This is a genomic window from uncultured Actinomyces sp., from assembly GCF_963526355.1.
In the GTDB taxonomy this organism is placed as follows: Bacteria; Actinomycetota; Actinomycetes; order Actinomycetales; family Actinomycetaceae; genus Actinomyces.
Genome location: NZ_CAUROW010000003.1, coordinates 35,151 through 50,610 on the forward strand (window position 1 = coordinate 35,151; position 15,460 = coordinate 50,610).

Here is a 15,460-nt window from a genome sequence, read left to right on the forward strand (position 1 = left end):
CAAGCAGGGCACAATGGCGACGTGACCTCACTGATGCCCACTCGTACCGTCACCATCGGTACCCGCGTCATGTGGGCGATCGTGCTGGTCGCGGGCATCGCACTGGTCACCTGCGGGGCGATCGTGTGGGCGCTGGGGCACTCGAGTGTGTCGGCCGACGCCACGAACCGGCTCGAGCACAGCCGAGACCGGATCCGCGAGCTGGCCGCGGACGGTACGGATCCCTCCAGCGGCCAGCCCTTGGAGGATGTCTCAGCGATTCTTCGCACCCACATCCAGCGCACCGTGGAAGGACCCGGGGAGGCCGAACTCGGCTTCGTGGGCACCGACGCCAGCACGGAACTGACCTGGGTGTCCTCGGACAACGTCTCCTTCCGCCCGGAGGAGGACGCTGAACTGCTCACACAGGTGACCTCCCAGGCCGCCGCCTCGGAGTCGGTCATCGAGACGGTGCGCACCTCCTCATCGAGCTACCGGGTCCTCGTCGTCCCGGTGCAGGACGGCTCCCAGCACGGCGCCCTCGTACAGGTCATCGACCTCAAGGTCGCCGAGTCCCAGCTTCATCGCACCATGACCTTCTATGCCGCGGCGGCCGTCTTCACCGTCGCCCTGGTGACCGGCCTGGCCTGGTTCGCCGTCGAGCGGCTCCTGCGCCCCATCGAGCAACTGCGGCGCGCTACCGAGTCCATCGGCGAGGATGACCTGACCACCCGGGTTCCGGTCAAGGGCCGAGACGATCTGACCGCCCTGGCCGCGGCCGTCAACCGGATGCTGGACCGCGTCCAGACCTCGGTGGAGGCGCAGCGCAACCTGCTCGACGACGTCGGCCACGAACTGCGCACCCCGATCGCCGTGGTCCGTGGGCATATCGAGCTCACTGATCCAAGCGACCCCGAGGACGTACGCCAAACCCAGGTACTGGCCATCGACGAGCTCGACCGGATGGGAATGCTCGTGGACGACCTGATCCTGCTGGCCAAAAGCTCCCAGAACGACTTCATCACCCCGGTGGACACCGACGTCGCCGAGCTCACCGAACTGGTCTTCGACAAGTCCCTCGCCCTGGGCGAGCACCGTTGGAAACTGGAGTCGGTCGCCTTCACCCGTGCCATGCTCGACCCTACCCGGATCACCCAGGCCTGGCTCCAGCTGGTGGCCAATGCCGTGAAGTACTCCGAGCACTGCAGTACTGTCTCACTGGGCTCAGCAATCAGGGACGGCCATCTGCTGATGTGGGTGGGCGACGAGGGCATCGGCATCGCCCCTGAGGAGATCGACCTGGTGCGTCAACGGTTCAAGCGCACCGCCGGCGCCCAGGAACTGGCCTCGGGAACGGGGCTGGGCCTGAGTATTGTGGAGACAATCGTCACAGCGCACGGCGGAGAGCTGGACATACGCTCCCAGGTAGATGAGGGATCGGTACTCACCATGAGAATCCCTCTGAACCCCGCAGCCCCAGCACCCTCCTTAGAGGAGGACGCCCCGGACCCACCTGTGTCACACGCCCTGCACAACAGCCAAGGAGTGATCCGGAATGAGCAGGATCCTGATCGTTGAGGACGAGCCCCGGATCGTCGCCTTCCTCGCCAAGGGTCTCAAGGCGGCCGGGTTCGCCACACACACTACCGCCGCAGGTCTGGAGGCCGTGGCGCTCGCGGTCCAGGAGAGCTTCGACCTCATCATCCTGGACGTGGGCCTACCCGACATTGATGGTTTCGAAGTGCTCCAGCAACTGCGTGGCCAGGGCGTGGTGACCCCAGTCATCATGCTGACAGCGCGCTCCTCGGTGGCCGACCGCGTCGCCGGTCTCGAGGGCGGGGCCGACGACTACATGCCCAAGCCCTTCTCCTTCGAGGAGCTCCTGGCCCGTATTCGGGTTCGGTTGCGCCCGGAGGTCACGGGAACCGACCAGATGCAACTGACCCACCGCGACATGGTCCTGGACCTGCGCACCCGTGGCCTGACGCTGGAGGGCCGCACGGTGAAGCTCTCCGCACGGGAGTTCGCACTGGCTGAGACCTTCATGCGCCACCCCGGTCAGGTCCTCAGCCGTGAGCAGCTCCTGGGCGCCGTGTGGGGGCTGGACTTCGATCCGGGATCCAACGTGGTAGAGGTCTATATCTCCTACCTGCGCACCAAACTCGGTAAAAACCGGGTGGAGACGGTGCGCGGCATGGGCTACCGCCTCGTCTGACCCCGGGCCCCTGACTGCCGGCACCCGTGTCCCCTGAGTGAGGAGACGACCGTGTCAGTCGTCGTCGATGTCGTTGTCACCATCACTGTCACCGGAACCGGTTCTGACGAGCTTCTTGTCATCGTCATCGTCGTCGGCATCGGAGTCGTGGCCACCTTGTTGCCCGGCAACGGCCGGGGCGCTCGGAATGGAAGGCACGGGCTGACGGACTCCGTGGTCGACGGCGACCGGCGGATCGGGGTCCACTGCCTGAGGCACGTGGCCCTGCCCCGAGGGCACCGACGAGTCCGTCGCAGCGTCGTGCACATCCTGGTGAGCATCACTGCCAACGTTGTGCTCCGTACTGCCGGCGCCACCGGAGGCGGAGGCATGCTCCGGTGCGTCCGAGGTGGAGGATTGCGATGAGGTGACCCGTGGTGTTCCGGTCAGGACAATGCCCGGTTCACTCACGGACTCGGCGTGATGGAAGAACACCATGCGGGTGATGCCGACCAGGAGCCCCGAGGTGACGACCACAATTGCCGTGGCAATGAGACGGCCGCGTCCGACCCTGCGAATCAGGTTCCGCATTCAGCCCCCTCTGGCCTGCCTCTGTCTGAACTACCGGTGCATGCACCCTTGAGTCCTCAGCCCCTCTCCAGGGTCCAGGGACCGTTATCGACGGTAACACGAATAACGCATCATGGCACAGGTGCGGCACGCAGGACGCAGGGCGGGCTCAAAGCCGGGTGTGCCCGTCGCCCTCGACGATCCAGGTGGTCGTGGTGAGCTCGGTCAGGCCCATGGGGCCGCGGGCGTGGAGCTTCTGGGTGGAGATGCCCAACTCCGCTCCCAGGCCGAGCTGACCTCCATCGGTGAAGCGGGTCGAGGCGTTGACCATGATGGCCGCCGAGTCCATGCCCGCGATGAAGTCATTGATGACATTCACGTCCTGGGCGAGAACCGCCTCGGTATGACCGGTGGTGTGGGCCCGGATGTGGTCGATGGCCTCTTGAAGATCATCGACGACGCGCACGGCCAGGTCCAGCGACCCGTACTCGGTGTCCCAGTCGGTCTCTGTGGCCTCGGTCAGGAGCGCCTCGTGCCCACTGCGGGAGGCCGCGTCGGCCAGAAGCCGGTGGGCGACGGCGTCGGCGTGCAGGACTGTGTCCTTATCCCACAGGGCCACGGCCGCGGTCGGCAAGTAGGTCGCGGCAACGTCGGCGTGGACCAGGAGCGTCTCAGCGGCATTGCACACACCGACGCGCTGGGTCTTGGCGTTGACGATGATGCCCACCGCGGACTGGAGGTCGGCGCTGGCGTCGACGTAGACGTGGCAGTTGCCCGAGCCGGTCTCGATGACAGGCACGGTGGACTGCTCGACGACGGTGCGGATGAGCCCGGCCCCGCCTCGCGGCACCAAGGCATCGACCAGGCCATGGGCCTGCATGAGGGCCCGGGCTCCGTCCCGTCCAGCGGCATCGACGCTCGTCACAAGGTCTGCGGGCAGCGTCTGCCTCTCCAGGGCGCTGCGCAGGGCGGCCACGATAGCGGCGTTGGAGTCCTGGGCGGCGCTGCCGCCGCGCAGGATGATGGCGTTGCCGGACTTGACGGCCAGGGCGGCGGTGTCGACGGTGACGTTGGGACGGGCCTCGTAGATCATGCCGACGACACCCAGGGGCACTCTTACCCGGCGCACCCGCAGTCCGTTGGGCATGACCGAGCCGTCAACGACCTGACCGACGGGGTCGGGCAGGGCGGCCACCTCGTGCAGGGAGTCGGCGATGACGGCCAGGCGGTCGGAGTCCAGGGCCAGGCGGTCGAGGAGGCCGGCCTTCATTCCTGCCCGGCGTCCACGCTCCAGGTCGGCGGCGTTGGCCGCGAGGATCGCTTCACCGTGCTCGGTGAGGCTGTGGGCCATGGCCTCCAGGGCGGCATCCTTGACGGCGCGTGGGGCCCTGGCCAGGCTCCGTTGCGCCGCACGGGCTGAGCGGGCGGTTGCGGTGACGAGCTCGTGGGCGTCGACGTCGTTCATGGGGTCACCATAGAGGAAAAAACAATCTAGCAAAAGCGATTCCGAAGAGATAGACTACTTGAGGCTTATTCACAGGGCGAGGCAAGCGGTCCCTGACCTGGGCAAACGCAAGCGGTCGTCGTGGCTGTGAATAACCCTTCTTGGGTCCTTATAGACAGCAATCATGCGATGGGAGCAAATCTTCCGTGAAGATAACCCACATTTCTGCGAACAACTGGCGGAACTTTAAGACAATAGACTTTAACCTTGATCGCAGATTATTCATCGTCGGCCCCAACGCTGCCGGAAAGTCCAACCTACTCGACCTCTTCCGCTTTCTAAGGGAAGTTGCCGCACCCGGAGGAGGGCTTGCCAGCGCGATTTCCAGCCGAGGCGGCCTCAGCAAGGTACGCAGTCTGTTTTCCCGAAACTTCCGAAAAGGAAGGCTCATCATTGACGTCGACCTCATCGACGGCGACACATCCTGGAGGTACCGATTATCCATCAAGGGAGAATCAGGGGGACTCAACCGACCAATCGTCGACGAAGAGGTTGTCGAACAGGATGGGACGATAATCCTCAAGCGCCCCAACTCGGTGGATAAGTCAGATAAAGAGCGCCTCACGCAAACGCACCTCGAACAGATCGCGGCGAACCAGGAGTTCCGCGACATAGCAGACTACCTCAGCAAGGTCCAGTACTTCCACCTGGTTCCTCAAATTATTCGAGATCCGGGGCGAATCAATGCCACCCCTCAGGACCCATTCGGAAAAGACTTCATCGCCCAGATGAACGCCACGCCCAAACGCACGAGGGACGCATGGATGAGACGAATGCAACGCGCCCTGCAAGCAGCCGTCCCCGAGTTCAAGTCTCTTGAGATTGAGGTAGACCCCTCGGGCGCCCCCCACCTCAAAGCCGGTTACAGGAACTGGCGCTCCACCCCGTCAACGCAGTATGAAACGGATTTCTCTGACGGGACCTTACGGCTTATCGGCTTGCTTTGGACCATCATCAAGGCACCCAGCAATGCTGGAGTTCTTCTTCTGGAGGAGCCCGAGTTGTCGCTCAACTCCGCCATCGTCAAGGTTCTACCTTCGATGTTCGCCACGGCACAGCGTTCCAATGACCTTCAAATCGTTTTATCCACCCACGCCCCTGAGCTTCTCGACGAGGAGGGGATCAGCCCGAAGGAGATACTCGTTCTACAAGTGACTGACGACGGAACGACCGCCAATCTTCTTTCAAATCTCGACAATGCAATGGATGGCATTGAAATCGGCCTCCCTGTTTCAGATATCATCAACGGCCTCATAGCCCCAGAAGAACTACAGGGATTGGTTAAATCTTCAGGTCGCTGAAGGTGCACCAACATGCTTACACCATATGTCTAAAGTACTCATCGAGGAACAATCGGACCAAGGGATGGCCAAAAGAATAATTAATCACTCCGGTCTCTCCGTGGGGCAACTCGTTACCAAACACGGTTCAGGCAACATCGACAAACTCATTCCGAAACTATCAAGAACCACAGCAAGCAACCCTTGGGTAGTTTTTCGTGATTCCGACACAAGATGCCCAGTAGAGCTTCGTGAACAATTAACGAAGTCAACGACAGTCAACCCGGCGTTTTTGCTACGCATTGTCCACCCAATGACAGAGGGATGGCTCATGGCCGACCCACAGTCATTTTCGCAGTACTTTAAGATTACAGCAAAGAAGGTTCCCGTCGACACCGAGCTTCTACCACACGCCAAACATAGCTTACTCGCACTATGCAAGAAGTCACGCAGTCGTGATATCCGTGGTGACATAGTTCGCCCTGACGGGAGCACGGGACCCTTATATGTCTCTCGAATTAATGAATTCGCAGAAAACTATTGGGATATTGCCACGGCTGCCCAGAACAGCCCGAGCCTCAACCGCGCTCTCGTACGTTTAGCAGAGCTGCGTTCCTTCCTCATGAACCAGTAATGAGTAATGCTATGAAACTGTTTCAGACTCCGGCGATGCGGGGCAGCTCGGCGAGATCGTCGCGGTGGATCACGAGAGCCACGTGATCGGGGGCGGCGGCGCCCTCGGCCCGGGCCACCAGGACCTCCCGCAGCTCAGCGGCGGCGTAGCGGCATATCCCCCGGGCCAGGACGCCCTCGGGGCCAACGACGTCAACCACGGAGCCCGACTCGAAGTCGCCGTCGACGCCGGTCAGGCCGGGCAGCAGAAGCGACTTCTTCCCCACGGTCAGGGCCCGAGCCGCCCCGGCATCGATGAGAACACGTCCTTCGGGCTGGGAGGCGTGGGCCATCCACAGCCGGCGGCTGGGACGGTGAGGGCCGGTGGGCTCGAACCAGGTGCCCAGTTCCGTTGGAACCTGCTCCCGGCCCAGGAGCCCTGCGGCGTCGTCGGCCCGGGCGATGAGGGTGGTGGTGCCCGAGGCGCAGGCGATGGTGGCGGCCTGGAGCTTGGTGGTCATGCCGCCGGTCCCCACGAAGGAGCCGCGCCCCGAGACGCTGACTCCCTCCAGATCGGCGGCTGAGCGTACGTGTCGGATGGGCTCGGCGCCGGGGGTCCCGGGCCGCGCGGTCCACAGACCGTCGACGTCGGTGAGCAGCACCAGGACGTCGGCGGTCACCAGGTGGGCCACGAGGGCGGCCAAACGGTCGTTGTCGCCGAGGCTGAACTCGCTGGTGGCCACTGCGTCGTTCTCATTGATGATGGGGACGGCCCCCAAAGAGAGCAGGGAGTCGAAGGTGGCGCGCACCGTGCGGTAGTGGCTGCGGATGGCGACGTCGTGGGCGGTCAGCAGAACCTGCGCAGTCACCAGGCCGTAGGCGCTCATCGCGGTCTCCCAGCGGGCGGCGAGCCGCCCCTGTCCCACGGAGGCGGCCGCCTGCAGGAGACTCAGCTCGTCGGGGCGTCGGCTCAGTCCCAAGGGCACCAGGCCTGAGGCGACGGCTCCGGAGGAGACCAGGACGACGTCGTGACCACGACGCCGCATGCCGGCGATGAGACCGGCGAGGATGTCGATGCGGTTGAGATCGAGCCCGCCGTCGGCGCGAGTCAGGGAGGAGGAGCCGATCTTGACTACCACGCGGGCACCTTCGGGCAGCCGTTCCGGGCGCCCCTGCCCGCCGGCGGCGCGGGCACCGGTTCCTGATGGAGTCACTGGCACCCTCCTGTCAGTCCTCATCGTCCCCGTGCCAGGTGGCGGCGTCAGTCCACAGCCCCTCGGCGGCCTCGTCACGCAACTGCTGGCGCGCGGCCTCCTTGGCGTCCATCATCTCGTGGTACTGGCTGCGCCGCTCCACGTTGGTCCGGCGTCGACTGCTCTCCAGGCGCAAGTCGGTGCCGCGGGCGCCCAGCAGCTCGGGGCCGGTGGTCATCGAGGGCTCCCAGGTGAAGAGCACTCCCCCGTCGACCTCGCCGATGAGAACGGTGTCGCCGGCATGGGCGCCGGCCTTGACGAGCTCGTCCTCGACCCCGGCCGCGGCCAGGCGGTCGGCGAGGTAGCCGACCGCCTCGTCGTTGGAGAAGTCGGTCTGACGCACCCAGCGCTCGGGGCGCTGACCGCGGACCTGGTAGACCTGCCCCTCGCTGGGATGGGCCAGCAGACGCACCTGGGCGACGCTCTCCTTCTCCCGGCGCCCGACCGCGGCGGGCCGGATGATGGGGCGCGGCTCACCAGAACCGTCGGCCCCACCGGACTCGCCGTCACGCTGGGGAGCCGCCGCAGCCGTCTTCCGAGCCCGCTCGACCTCGCCCGCCAGGGCGAAGGACAGGGGCCGCAGCCCCGTGTGTGCCACCGCAGAGACGATGTGCACGGACAGGCCCCGGGCCTCGATGTCGGCGCGCACGAACTCGGCGAGCTCGGCGGCGTCGGGGACGTCGACCTTGTTGAGCACCACGATGCGGGGGCGCTCCATGAGCGGGACCCGGCCGGTGAGGGAGGGATCGTCCTCCTGCTCGCCGAGGCGCTCGGAGTAGGCGGCGAGCTCGGCCTCGATGGTATCCAGGTCGGACAGGGGGTCGCGCCCCGGCTCGAGGGTGGCGCAGTCCAGGACGTGGACGATGACGGCGCAGCGCTCAATGTGCCGCAGGAAGTCCAGCCCCAGCCCCTTGCCCTGGGAGGCGCCGGGGATGAGGCCGGGGACGTCGGCGATCGTGTAGCGGACGTCGCCGGCCTCGACGACCCCGAGGTTGGGCACGAGGGTCGTGAAGGGGTAGTCGGCGATCTTGGGACGGGCGGCGCTCATGGCGGCGATGAGGGAGGACTTGCCGGCGCTGGGGTAGCCCACCAGGGCGACGTCGGCGATGGTCTTGAGCTCCAGGGTGATGTCCTGGGCCTGACCGGGCTCTCCCAGGAGGTGGAAGCCGGGGGCCTTGCGCTTGGAGGAGGCCAGGGAGAAGTTCCCCCGTCCACCGGTTCCGCCCTGGGCGACGACGATGCTGGCGCCCTCCCCCACGAGGTCGGCGATGACCCAGCCGGCGGCGTCCTTGACAACGGTGCCCTCGGGCACGGGCAGGACGAGGTTCTTGCCGTCGGTGCCACGGCGCCAGTCCCCCATGCCGGGGGTGCCGTTCCCGGCCCGCTGGTGCGGGGAGCGGTGGTAGCTCAGCAGGGTCGTCACCCGGGGGTCGACGGTCAGGACGACGTCTCCGCCGTGACCACCGTCGCCGCCGTCGGGCCCGGCCAGGGGCTTGAACTTCTCACGGTGCACGGAGGTGCAGCCGTCGCCGCCGTCGCCGCCGGCCACATGGAGGACCACTCGGTCAATGAAACTGGGCATGGGGTCTCCTGAGAGTCAGGGGATAACGCAAGGGCGGACGGCAACTGCCGTCCGCCCTCATGCGACGCGTGCTGAGCCCGGGGCTCAGGCCTCGGGAAGCACGATGTTGACGACCCGACGGCCACGGAAGGTGCCGAACTCGACGTTACCGGCAGCGGTGGCGAACAGGGTGTCGTCGTTGCCACGGCCGACGTTGCGGCCGGGGTGGAAGTGAGTGCCTCGCTGCCGGACGATGATCTCGCCGGCCTTGACGAACTGACCGCCGAAGCGCTTGACGCCGAGGCGCTGCGCGTTGGAGTCGCGGCCGTTGCGGGAGGAACCAAGCCCCTTCTTGTGTGCCATGATGAAGGCTTCTTTCTTCTCGAGCGTATGCGTTCAGGGTGCCCGCTGTACTGGCTGACGCCGGAGCGGTCACTTGATGGCGGTGACCTTGACGGCCGTCAGCTGAGCGCGGTGGCCCTGGCGCTTGCGGAAGCCGGTCTTGTTCTTGAACTTGAGGATGTTGATCTTGGGGCCCTTCTCGTCGCCGACGATCTCGGCGGTGACGGAGGACTTGGCCAGGTCGGCGGCAGCGGTGGTCACCTTGTCGCCATCCACCAGCATGACGGGGGCGAGGGTGACCTCGTCGCCGATCTCACCGGCAAGCTTGTCGACAACCACGACGTCGCCGACGGAGACCTTCTCCTGACGGCCGCCGGCCTTGACGATCGCGTAGACCACTTGAATGCTCATCTCTGTAGATTCTTCGAAAGGCTCTCGCGCGCTGTGCGGCTTCAATCGGCCTCACCGGGAGGGCCCTGTCCTGGGCAACGGCGCAAGACGCACCGGCAGATAACTGTAGGCGATCATGTCGCCGGCACCAACCTCCTACCCGTCCTACCCCCTGTGTTCTTGGGCACGACAACAGCCAGGGCGCTAGGCCGACGTCGCCGGGTCGTCTGAAGAATTCTCCGGCGTCGGCGAGGCGACGGCGGGAGTCCCGGAGGCACCCGAGGTCCCCTCGGACTCCACGCCGCCACCGCTGTCCACCTGCGCGGTCTGAGCCGAGGGTGCGGCGCCGCTCGCGGTGGCCCGTCTCCTCGTTCTCCCAGCAGGCTTGCTGCCACTCGGTTTCTCAGCCGGCTCCCCCGCCATCTTCTCATTCGGCTTATCGGCCGCCCTCTCGGTCTTCTTAGCCGACTTCTTACCGGACTTCTTCTCAGACTGCTTCTTCTCGGTCTTCTTCGCCGACTTCCTCCCTCTGGTCTTGGCCGACTTGTCCTCGGCCACGAGGGCCCGTCCGTCCTGACCGCCGGTTTTCTCGACGATATCGCTCTCGTTCCCGGCCCGCTCCTCGCCGGTCCCTTGCAAGCCCACGGCATCCCGAGTCTCTTGAGCCTCCTTGTGAGCCTGCTCGGCGGCGGCCGCGATCTGGGCCAGAGCGCCGCGGACCACGGCCCGGGCCTCGTCATCGGCACCGAAATCAGACGAGCCGACGGCGTCGGACCCACCAGAGCCCTTGGTCTTATCATCACTCTTGCCGCTCTGGGCCCTCCTAGCCTCCTGGGCGTCCTTCTTACCGCCGCCGGCAGCCGCCTGCTCCTCGCGGTTCTTACGCCCGCGCGAGCGCCCGCCGCGGGAGGCCGAGGCCGACATGTCGACCCTCTGGTTCTCCACGGGCTCGTCGTGGACGATGAAGCCACGACCCTTGCAGTGCTCGCAGGTGGTGGAGAAGGCCTCGACCAACCCCTGCCCCACCCGCTTACGGGTCATCTGGACCAGGCCGAGGGAGGTGACTTCAGTGACCTGGTGACGGGTGCGGTCGCGACCCAGGCACTCCACGAGCCGACGCAGGACGAGGTCCCGGTTGGACTCCAGGACCATGTCGACGAAGTCAATGACGACCATGCCGCCGATATCGCGCAAACGCAGCTGACGAACGATCTCCTCGGCGGCCTCAAGGTTGTTGCGGGTGACGGTCTCCTCCAGCGTGCCGCCCGCACCGGTGAAACGGCCGGTATTGACATCGATGACGGTCATTGCCTCGGTGCGGTCGATGACCAGGGTGCCGCCGCTGGGCAGCCAGACCTTGCGGTCGAAGCCCTTGGCGAGCTGCTCGTCCACACGGTGGGCGGCGAAGACGTCCTCGGGGCCGGTCCAGTGCTCGAGGCGCTCGGCCAGGTCCGGACTGACCTCGTCGATGTACTGGGAGATCGTCGACCAGGTCTTGTCACCCGAGACGATGAGCTTGCGGAAATCCTCATTGAACACGTCGCGGATGACCCTCACGGCGAGCTCCGGCTCGCCCTTGAGGAGGACTGGGGCCTTGCCGCTGCCCTTGATGACGGAGGAGGACTTCTTCTCGATGGTCTCCCACTGGGCCACGAGCCGCTCGACGTCGGCAGTCAGCTGCTCCTGAGTGGCGCCCTCGGCGGCGGTGCGCACAATGACTCCGGCGGAGTCCGGCACGATCCGCTTGAGGATCTTCTTCAGGCGACTGCGCTCGGTGTCGGGCAGCTTGCGCGAGATGCCCGTCATGGTGCCACCGGGGACGAGGACCAGATAGCGACCCGCCAGAGTGATCTGGCTGGTGAGACGAGCGCCCTTGTGACCGATCGGGTCCTTGGTGACCTGGACCAGTACGGTGTCGCCGCTTGAGAGGGCGTCCTCGATACGACGAGGCCTTCCCTCCAGACCGACCGCGTCCCAGTTGACCTCACCTGCGTAGAGCACGGCGTTGCGGCCCTTGCCCAGGTCCACGAAGGCCGCCTCCATGGAGGGCAGGACGTTCTGGACCCGTCCGACATAGACGTTGCCGACCATGGAGGTCTGGGTGTGCCGGGAGACGTAGTGCTCCACAAGGAGGCCGTCCTCCAGGACGGCGATCTGGTTGAGACCGTCGGACTCGCGCACGATCATCTGACGGTCCACGGACTCGCGACGGGCCAGGAACTCGGCCTCGGTGACGATGGGCCGACGGCGTCCGGCCGCCCGTCCTTCGCGACGGCGCTGACGTTTGGCCTCCAACCGGGTGGATCCCTTCAGGGCGGTCACCTCATCGCGCGGGTCGCCGCCCTCGGAGCGAGTGCGGGACCGACGCCGCCGGCGGCGCGATCCGGATACCACCTCGGCGGGGTCCGCAGAGGCCTCGCGGGCCGAAGGCGCCGTGTCGCCGACCTCCTGTCCGTCTGAGTGGGACGAGTCGGCGGCGGCTCGGGACTCGTCGTCGGCCTCATTGAGCGCGGAGTCCTCACTACGCGAGCGTGAGCGCCGACCTCGCCCGCCCCGTCGGCGCTTGCGGCGGGTTCCGCCATCGCGCGACTCATCCTGAGAGTCGTCCTGGGGACCACCGGGGGCGTCGTTCTCGGGAGCCCCGGCAGACGGAGGCCCAGCAGCGGACTCGGCATCGTCGTCGCGCTCCTCGACCGGAGGAGCAGAGGCGCTATGCCCCTTCTGTGGCGCTCCCGCACCCGCGACCACCCGACGACGGCGACGACTGCGTCCGCCCGCCCGCTCCCCCAGGAGCGACGAGGTCCCTCCATCCTCACCATCGGACGCTCGGCTTTCCGTGACGGCCCGAGAGCCCGATCCAGGCCCTTCAGGCTCCTCCCTCCAGTCGCTTCCGCCCTGATGACGCGAGGCCGTCGGGGCCTCCTGGGGTGCAGCAGTGGCGGCGGTGACCCGTCGACGCCGACGGGCCCGGCTGGGGTCGGGGGCCTGGAACAGGAGCGAGGCGGCGGGCAGGCGCGGAGCCGCGGGCTCCCCCCGGTCCTCCCAGGTGGCCTCTTCGTCCGGACCGTCCTGTGCGTCAGGTTCCTCGTCATCGGTGTCGTCGACGTCGCTGGCACCGTCAACCGGCTCGCCCTCGACCTGCGACTCCGCCTCAGCCTCTGCTGCATCCGTGACCGGCATGACGCCCGGCACGGCACTGCCCGACTCATCGGGCTCGCCGATCTCCGTATTGATGACGTACGGCTCGGCGGCCGGGACCGCCTCAGGGGCGGCCGAGGCTGCGACGACCTTGCGCCGACGACGCGACGGGACTACTGGTGCGACCGAAGCGGCCGAGGGCTCGGGCTGTTCAAGGTCGGGATCGTCGGCAGCCGAGGTGGTGATGGCATCTGCGGAGTCTGTCGCGCCCGGTTGCTCAGCAGCGGGAGCCTGAGCCGGGGCGGCGGCGGCAGCGGTGACCTTGCGACGACGGCGTGGGGCCGGGGCACTCACGGCATCACCGACTGTCTGTTCCTGCTCGTGCGATTCTGTTGATTCTGATGTGGTGCGACGTGCCATGGGGCTTGCACTCTCCGAGGCCGGCGCCGTCGTCGTACCCTCGACGCGTCAGCGCGGTTGTGCTCCCAGACGGGAGCAGCGAAAAAGTCTACGAGCGCACCCTGAGGAGCGCATGCCTTGCCTGACATCCACACAGACCGGGCTCGCAGCGGCGCAGCTCAGGCGGCGCAAGGTCCTCGGACAGGGGCGGTTGGAAGGCGCGACTCAGGCACTGGTACGGAGCACCTGAAGCCGGGTCGAAGTATCCCACACTTGCCGCGACAAGCGCTTGCGCAACTCGTCATGGTCCGCGTCATGCGCATGGCGACCTCTGGTCTCATCCCTCTCAACCTTCGCTACACAGTCAACACCCATCCATTATTTGGACAATTCCCAGCGCACCTCTACCGCTTACTCACGGACCTTCATCCTGCCCACACACCCCACAGTCTTCAGCACCAGCAAGCAGAAACCCCTACCGGAAAACCTCTTGAACAACAGTGAGGACAAGGAAAATCTGAGGCTCGCCACGAGCGTGCCACCACCTCGGGATCCAGTTCTTTCATGACAGCATGTCATAGATGTCCTACAATACCCCTATTGACCTGTAGGACGTTCTACAGAACAACTTATTGATCTCATCGTCATCCCCGAAAGGTGGCACGAATGGCCATCTCTCCCATGGCGCTGGACTCTCTGGATCTGGCGCGCTGGCAGTTCGGTATCACCACCGTCTATCACTTCATCCTGGTTCCGCTGACCATCGGACTCTCGCCGCTGGTGGCCCTCATGGAGACGCTGTGGCGCCGAACCGGCAACAAGCAGTGGCTGGTGGCCACCAAGTTCTTCGGCAAGATCCTGCTGATCAACTTCACGCTGGGTGTGGCCACCGGAATCGTCCAGGAGTTCCAGTTCGGCATGAACTGGTCGGAGTACTCGCGATTCGTGGGCAATATCTTCGGGGCCCCGCTCGCCTTCGAGGCCCTGCTCGCCTTCTTCATGGAGTCCGTCTTCCTGGGCCTGTGGATCTTCGGGTGGGACCGCCTGTCCCCCAGACTCCACAACCTGTGCATGTGGGCCGTGGCCGCCGGCACGAACTTCTCCGCCTTCTTCATCCTCACCGCCAACTCCTGGATGCAGCACCCGGTGGGCGCCGTCGTCAACCCCAGGACAGGGCGTGCCGAGCTCGACGGCGTGAGCGGCTTCCTCAAGCTGCTGTCCAACGAGATGGTGTGGGCCACCGTCCTACACGTCATCGCCTCGGCGCTGCTGGTCGCCGGTGCCGTCATCATGGGCGTCTCGGTGTGGTGGATGACCAAGGCCGCCCGCGCCGAGCAGGACTTCGAGGCCCGTGAGCTGTGGCGGCGAGTCACCCGCTTCGGCGCCATCGTCATGGTGGCCGCCGGCCTGGTCACGGCCGGCAGCGGGCACATGCAGGGCCAGCTGGTCGCGGAGTACCAGCCGGCCAAGATGGCCGCCGCCGAGGGCCTGTGCCACTCCGAGGCCGGGGCGCCCTTCACCGTAGCCGCTTTCGGAGACTGCAAGAACGAGGACGACATGGTCCGGTTCATCTCAGTCCCCGGTATCTACTCCTTCATGGCGACCAACGACTTCGACGCCAAGCTCACCGGCCTCAAGGAGGCCGGGGACACCTACGCCGAGCGCTACGGCACCACCGATACCCGCGGCAACGCAGTGGACTACAGCCCCAACGTCATGGTCAATTTCTGGTCCTTCCGCCTCATGATCGGTCTGGGCATGGCCTCAATGGGGCTGGGGGCGCTGGCCCTATGGCTGACCCGCTCCGGGCAACTCATCACTCGCCTGGCCCTGGGCAAGGTGGCGTTGGCCACCATGTGGCTGCCCTTCATCGCCTGTTCCTTCGGGTGGATCTTCCGTGAGATGGGACGCCAACCCTGGGTCATCGCACCCAACCTGTCCGACCCGGTCTCCCAGGTCTACATGCTCACCGCCGACGGCGTGTCCTCAGTGGTCTCCTCGGGCACGGTGCTGGCCTCGATGGTCATCTTCACCCTGCTGTACGCCGCACTCGGCGTGGTCTGGTTCGTCCTGCTGCGCCGCTACATCCGTGAGGGCGTGCGCACCCCGGTGCCAGACAAGACCACAGATTCCTCGTCCTCCGAGGACATCGACTCGAACGGCTCCGATGACGAGTCCAACGACTCGCCCCAGAGCGCCCCGGCACTGTCCTTCGCCTACTGAACCGAGGAAGGTAGA

At 65.9% G+C, this 15,460-nt stretch carries 12 protein-coding genes; 5 read left to right on the plus strand and 7 right to left on the minus strand.

The window, feature by feature from the left end; translation table 11 throughout:
- Positions 1-21: 21 nt before the first annotated feature.
- Both RWR81_RS01855 and RWR81_RS01860 read left to right on the plus strand, forming a co-directional pair.
- Positions 22-1,557, plus strand: coding sequence for a sensor histidine kinase (locus RWR81_RS01855; RefSeq protein WP_399497822.1), 1,536 nt, complete (start codon positions 22-24; stop codon positions 1,555-1,557).
- Positions 1,535-2,194: a response regulator transcription factor gene (locus RWR81_RS01860; protein WP_314453568.1), complete on the plus strand. Its 660-nt coding sequence runs from the start codon at positions 1,535-1,537 to the stop codon at positions 2,192-2,194. Before RWR81_RS01855 ends, RWR81_RS01860 begins: the two co-directional genes overlap by 23 nt.
- A gap of 54 nt (positions 2,195-2,248) precedes the next feature.
- On the opposite strand, the gene RWR81_RS01865 is transcribed toward RWR81_RS01860, so the two are convergent.
- Positions 2,249-2,764 (minus strand): ubiquitin carboxyl-hydrolase, encoded by a 516-nt coding sequence (locus tag RWR81_RS01865; protein ID WP_314453571.1) that lies wholly within the window; start codon positions 2,762-2,764, stop codon positions 2,249-2,251.
- A 148-nt stretch (positions 2,765-2,912) separates the two neighbouring features.
- Positions 2,913-4,208, minus strand: a complete 1,296-nt coding sequence (locus RWR81_RS01870; protein WP_314453574.1) for a glutamate-5-semialdehyde dehydrogenase — start codon at positions 4,206-4,208, stop codon at positions 2,913-2,915.
- A 185-nt stretch (positions 4,209-4,393) separates the two neighbouring features.
- Between RWR81_RS01870 and RWR81_RS01875 the strand changes: the two genes are divergently transcribed.
- Both RWR81_RS01875 and RWR81_RS01880 read left to right on the plus strand, forming a co-directional pair.
- Complete coding sequence (locus RWR81_RS01875; RefSeq protein ID WP_314453577.1) at positions 4,394-5,548, plus strand: AAA family ATPase; 1,155 nt, start codon at positions 4,394-4,396, stop codon at positions 5,546-5,548.
- Between the two features lie 25 nt (positions 5,549-5,573).
- Positions 5,574-6,161: a hypothetical protein gene (locus tag RWR81_RS01880; RefSeq protein WP_314453579.1), complete on the plus strand. Its 588-nt coding sequence runs from the start codon at positions 5,574-5,576 to the stop codon at positions 6,159-6,161.
- A 22-nt stretch (positions 6,162-6,183) separates the two neighbouring features.
- Here the strand turns inward: RWR81_RS01880 and proB are convergent, their stop codons facing one another.
- From proB to RWR81_RS01905, 5 genes are all read right to left on the minus strand, one after another.
- Positions 6,184-7,278 (minus strand): glutamate 5-kinase, encoded by a 1,095-nt coding sequence (gene proB, locus RWR81_RS01885; protein WP_314453720.1) that lies wholly within the window; start codon positions 7,276-7,278, stop codon positions 6,184-6,186.
- Between the two features lie 88 nt (positions 7,279-7,366).
- Positions 7,367-8,974, minus strand: coding sequence for a GTPase ObgE (gene obgE / locus RWR81_RS01890; RefSeq protein ID WP_314453582.1), 1,608 nt, complete (start codon positions 8,972-8,974; stop codon positions 7,367-7,369).
- 84 nt (positions 8,975-9,058) lie between these two features.
- Positions 9,059-9,316, minus strand: coding sequence for a 50S ribosomal protein L27 (rpmA, locus tag RWR81_RS01895; RefSeq protein WP_314453585.1), 258 nt, complete (start codon positions 9,314-9,316; stop codon positions 9,059-9,061).
- A 69-nt stretch (positions 9,317-9,385) separates the two neighbouring features.
- Complete coding sequence (gene rplU, locus RWR81_RS01900) at positions 9,386-9,706, minus strand: 50S ribosomal protein L21 (protein WP_314453588.1); 321 nt, start codon at positions 9,704-9,706, stop codon at positions 9,386-9,388.
- A gap of 183 nt (positions 9,707-9,889) precedes the next feature.
- Entirely contained in the window at positions 9,890-13,243 is a 3,354-nt protein-coding gene (locus tag RWR81_RS01905) for an Rne/Rng family ribonuclease (protein WP_314453591.1), read from the minus strand.
- Positions 13,244-13,888: 645 nt separating this feature from the next.
- Between RWR81_RS01905 and RWR81_RS01910 the strand changes: the two genes are divergently transcribed.
- Positions 13,889-15,445: a cytochrome ubiquinol oxidase subunit I gene (locus RWR81_RS01910; protein ID WP_314453594.1), complete on the plus strand. Its 1,557-nt coding sequence runs from the start codon at positions 13,889-13,891 to the stop codon at positions 15,443-15,445.
- Positions 15,446-15,460: the final 15 nt, after the last annotated feature.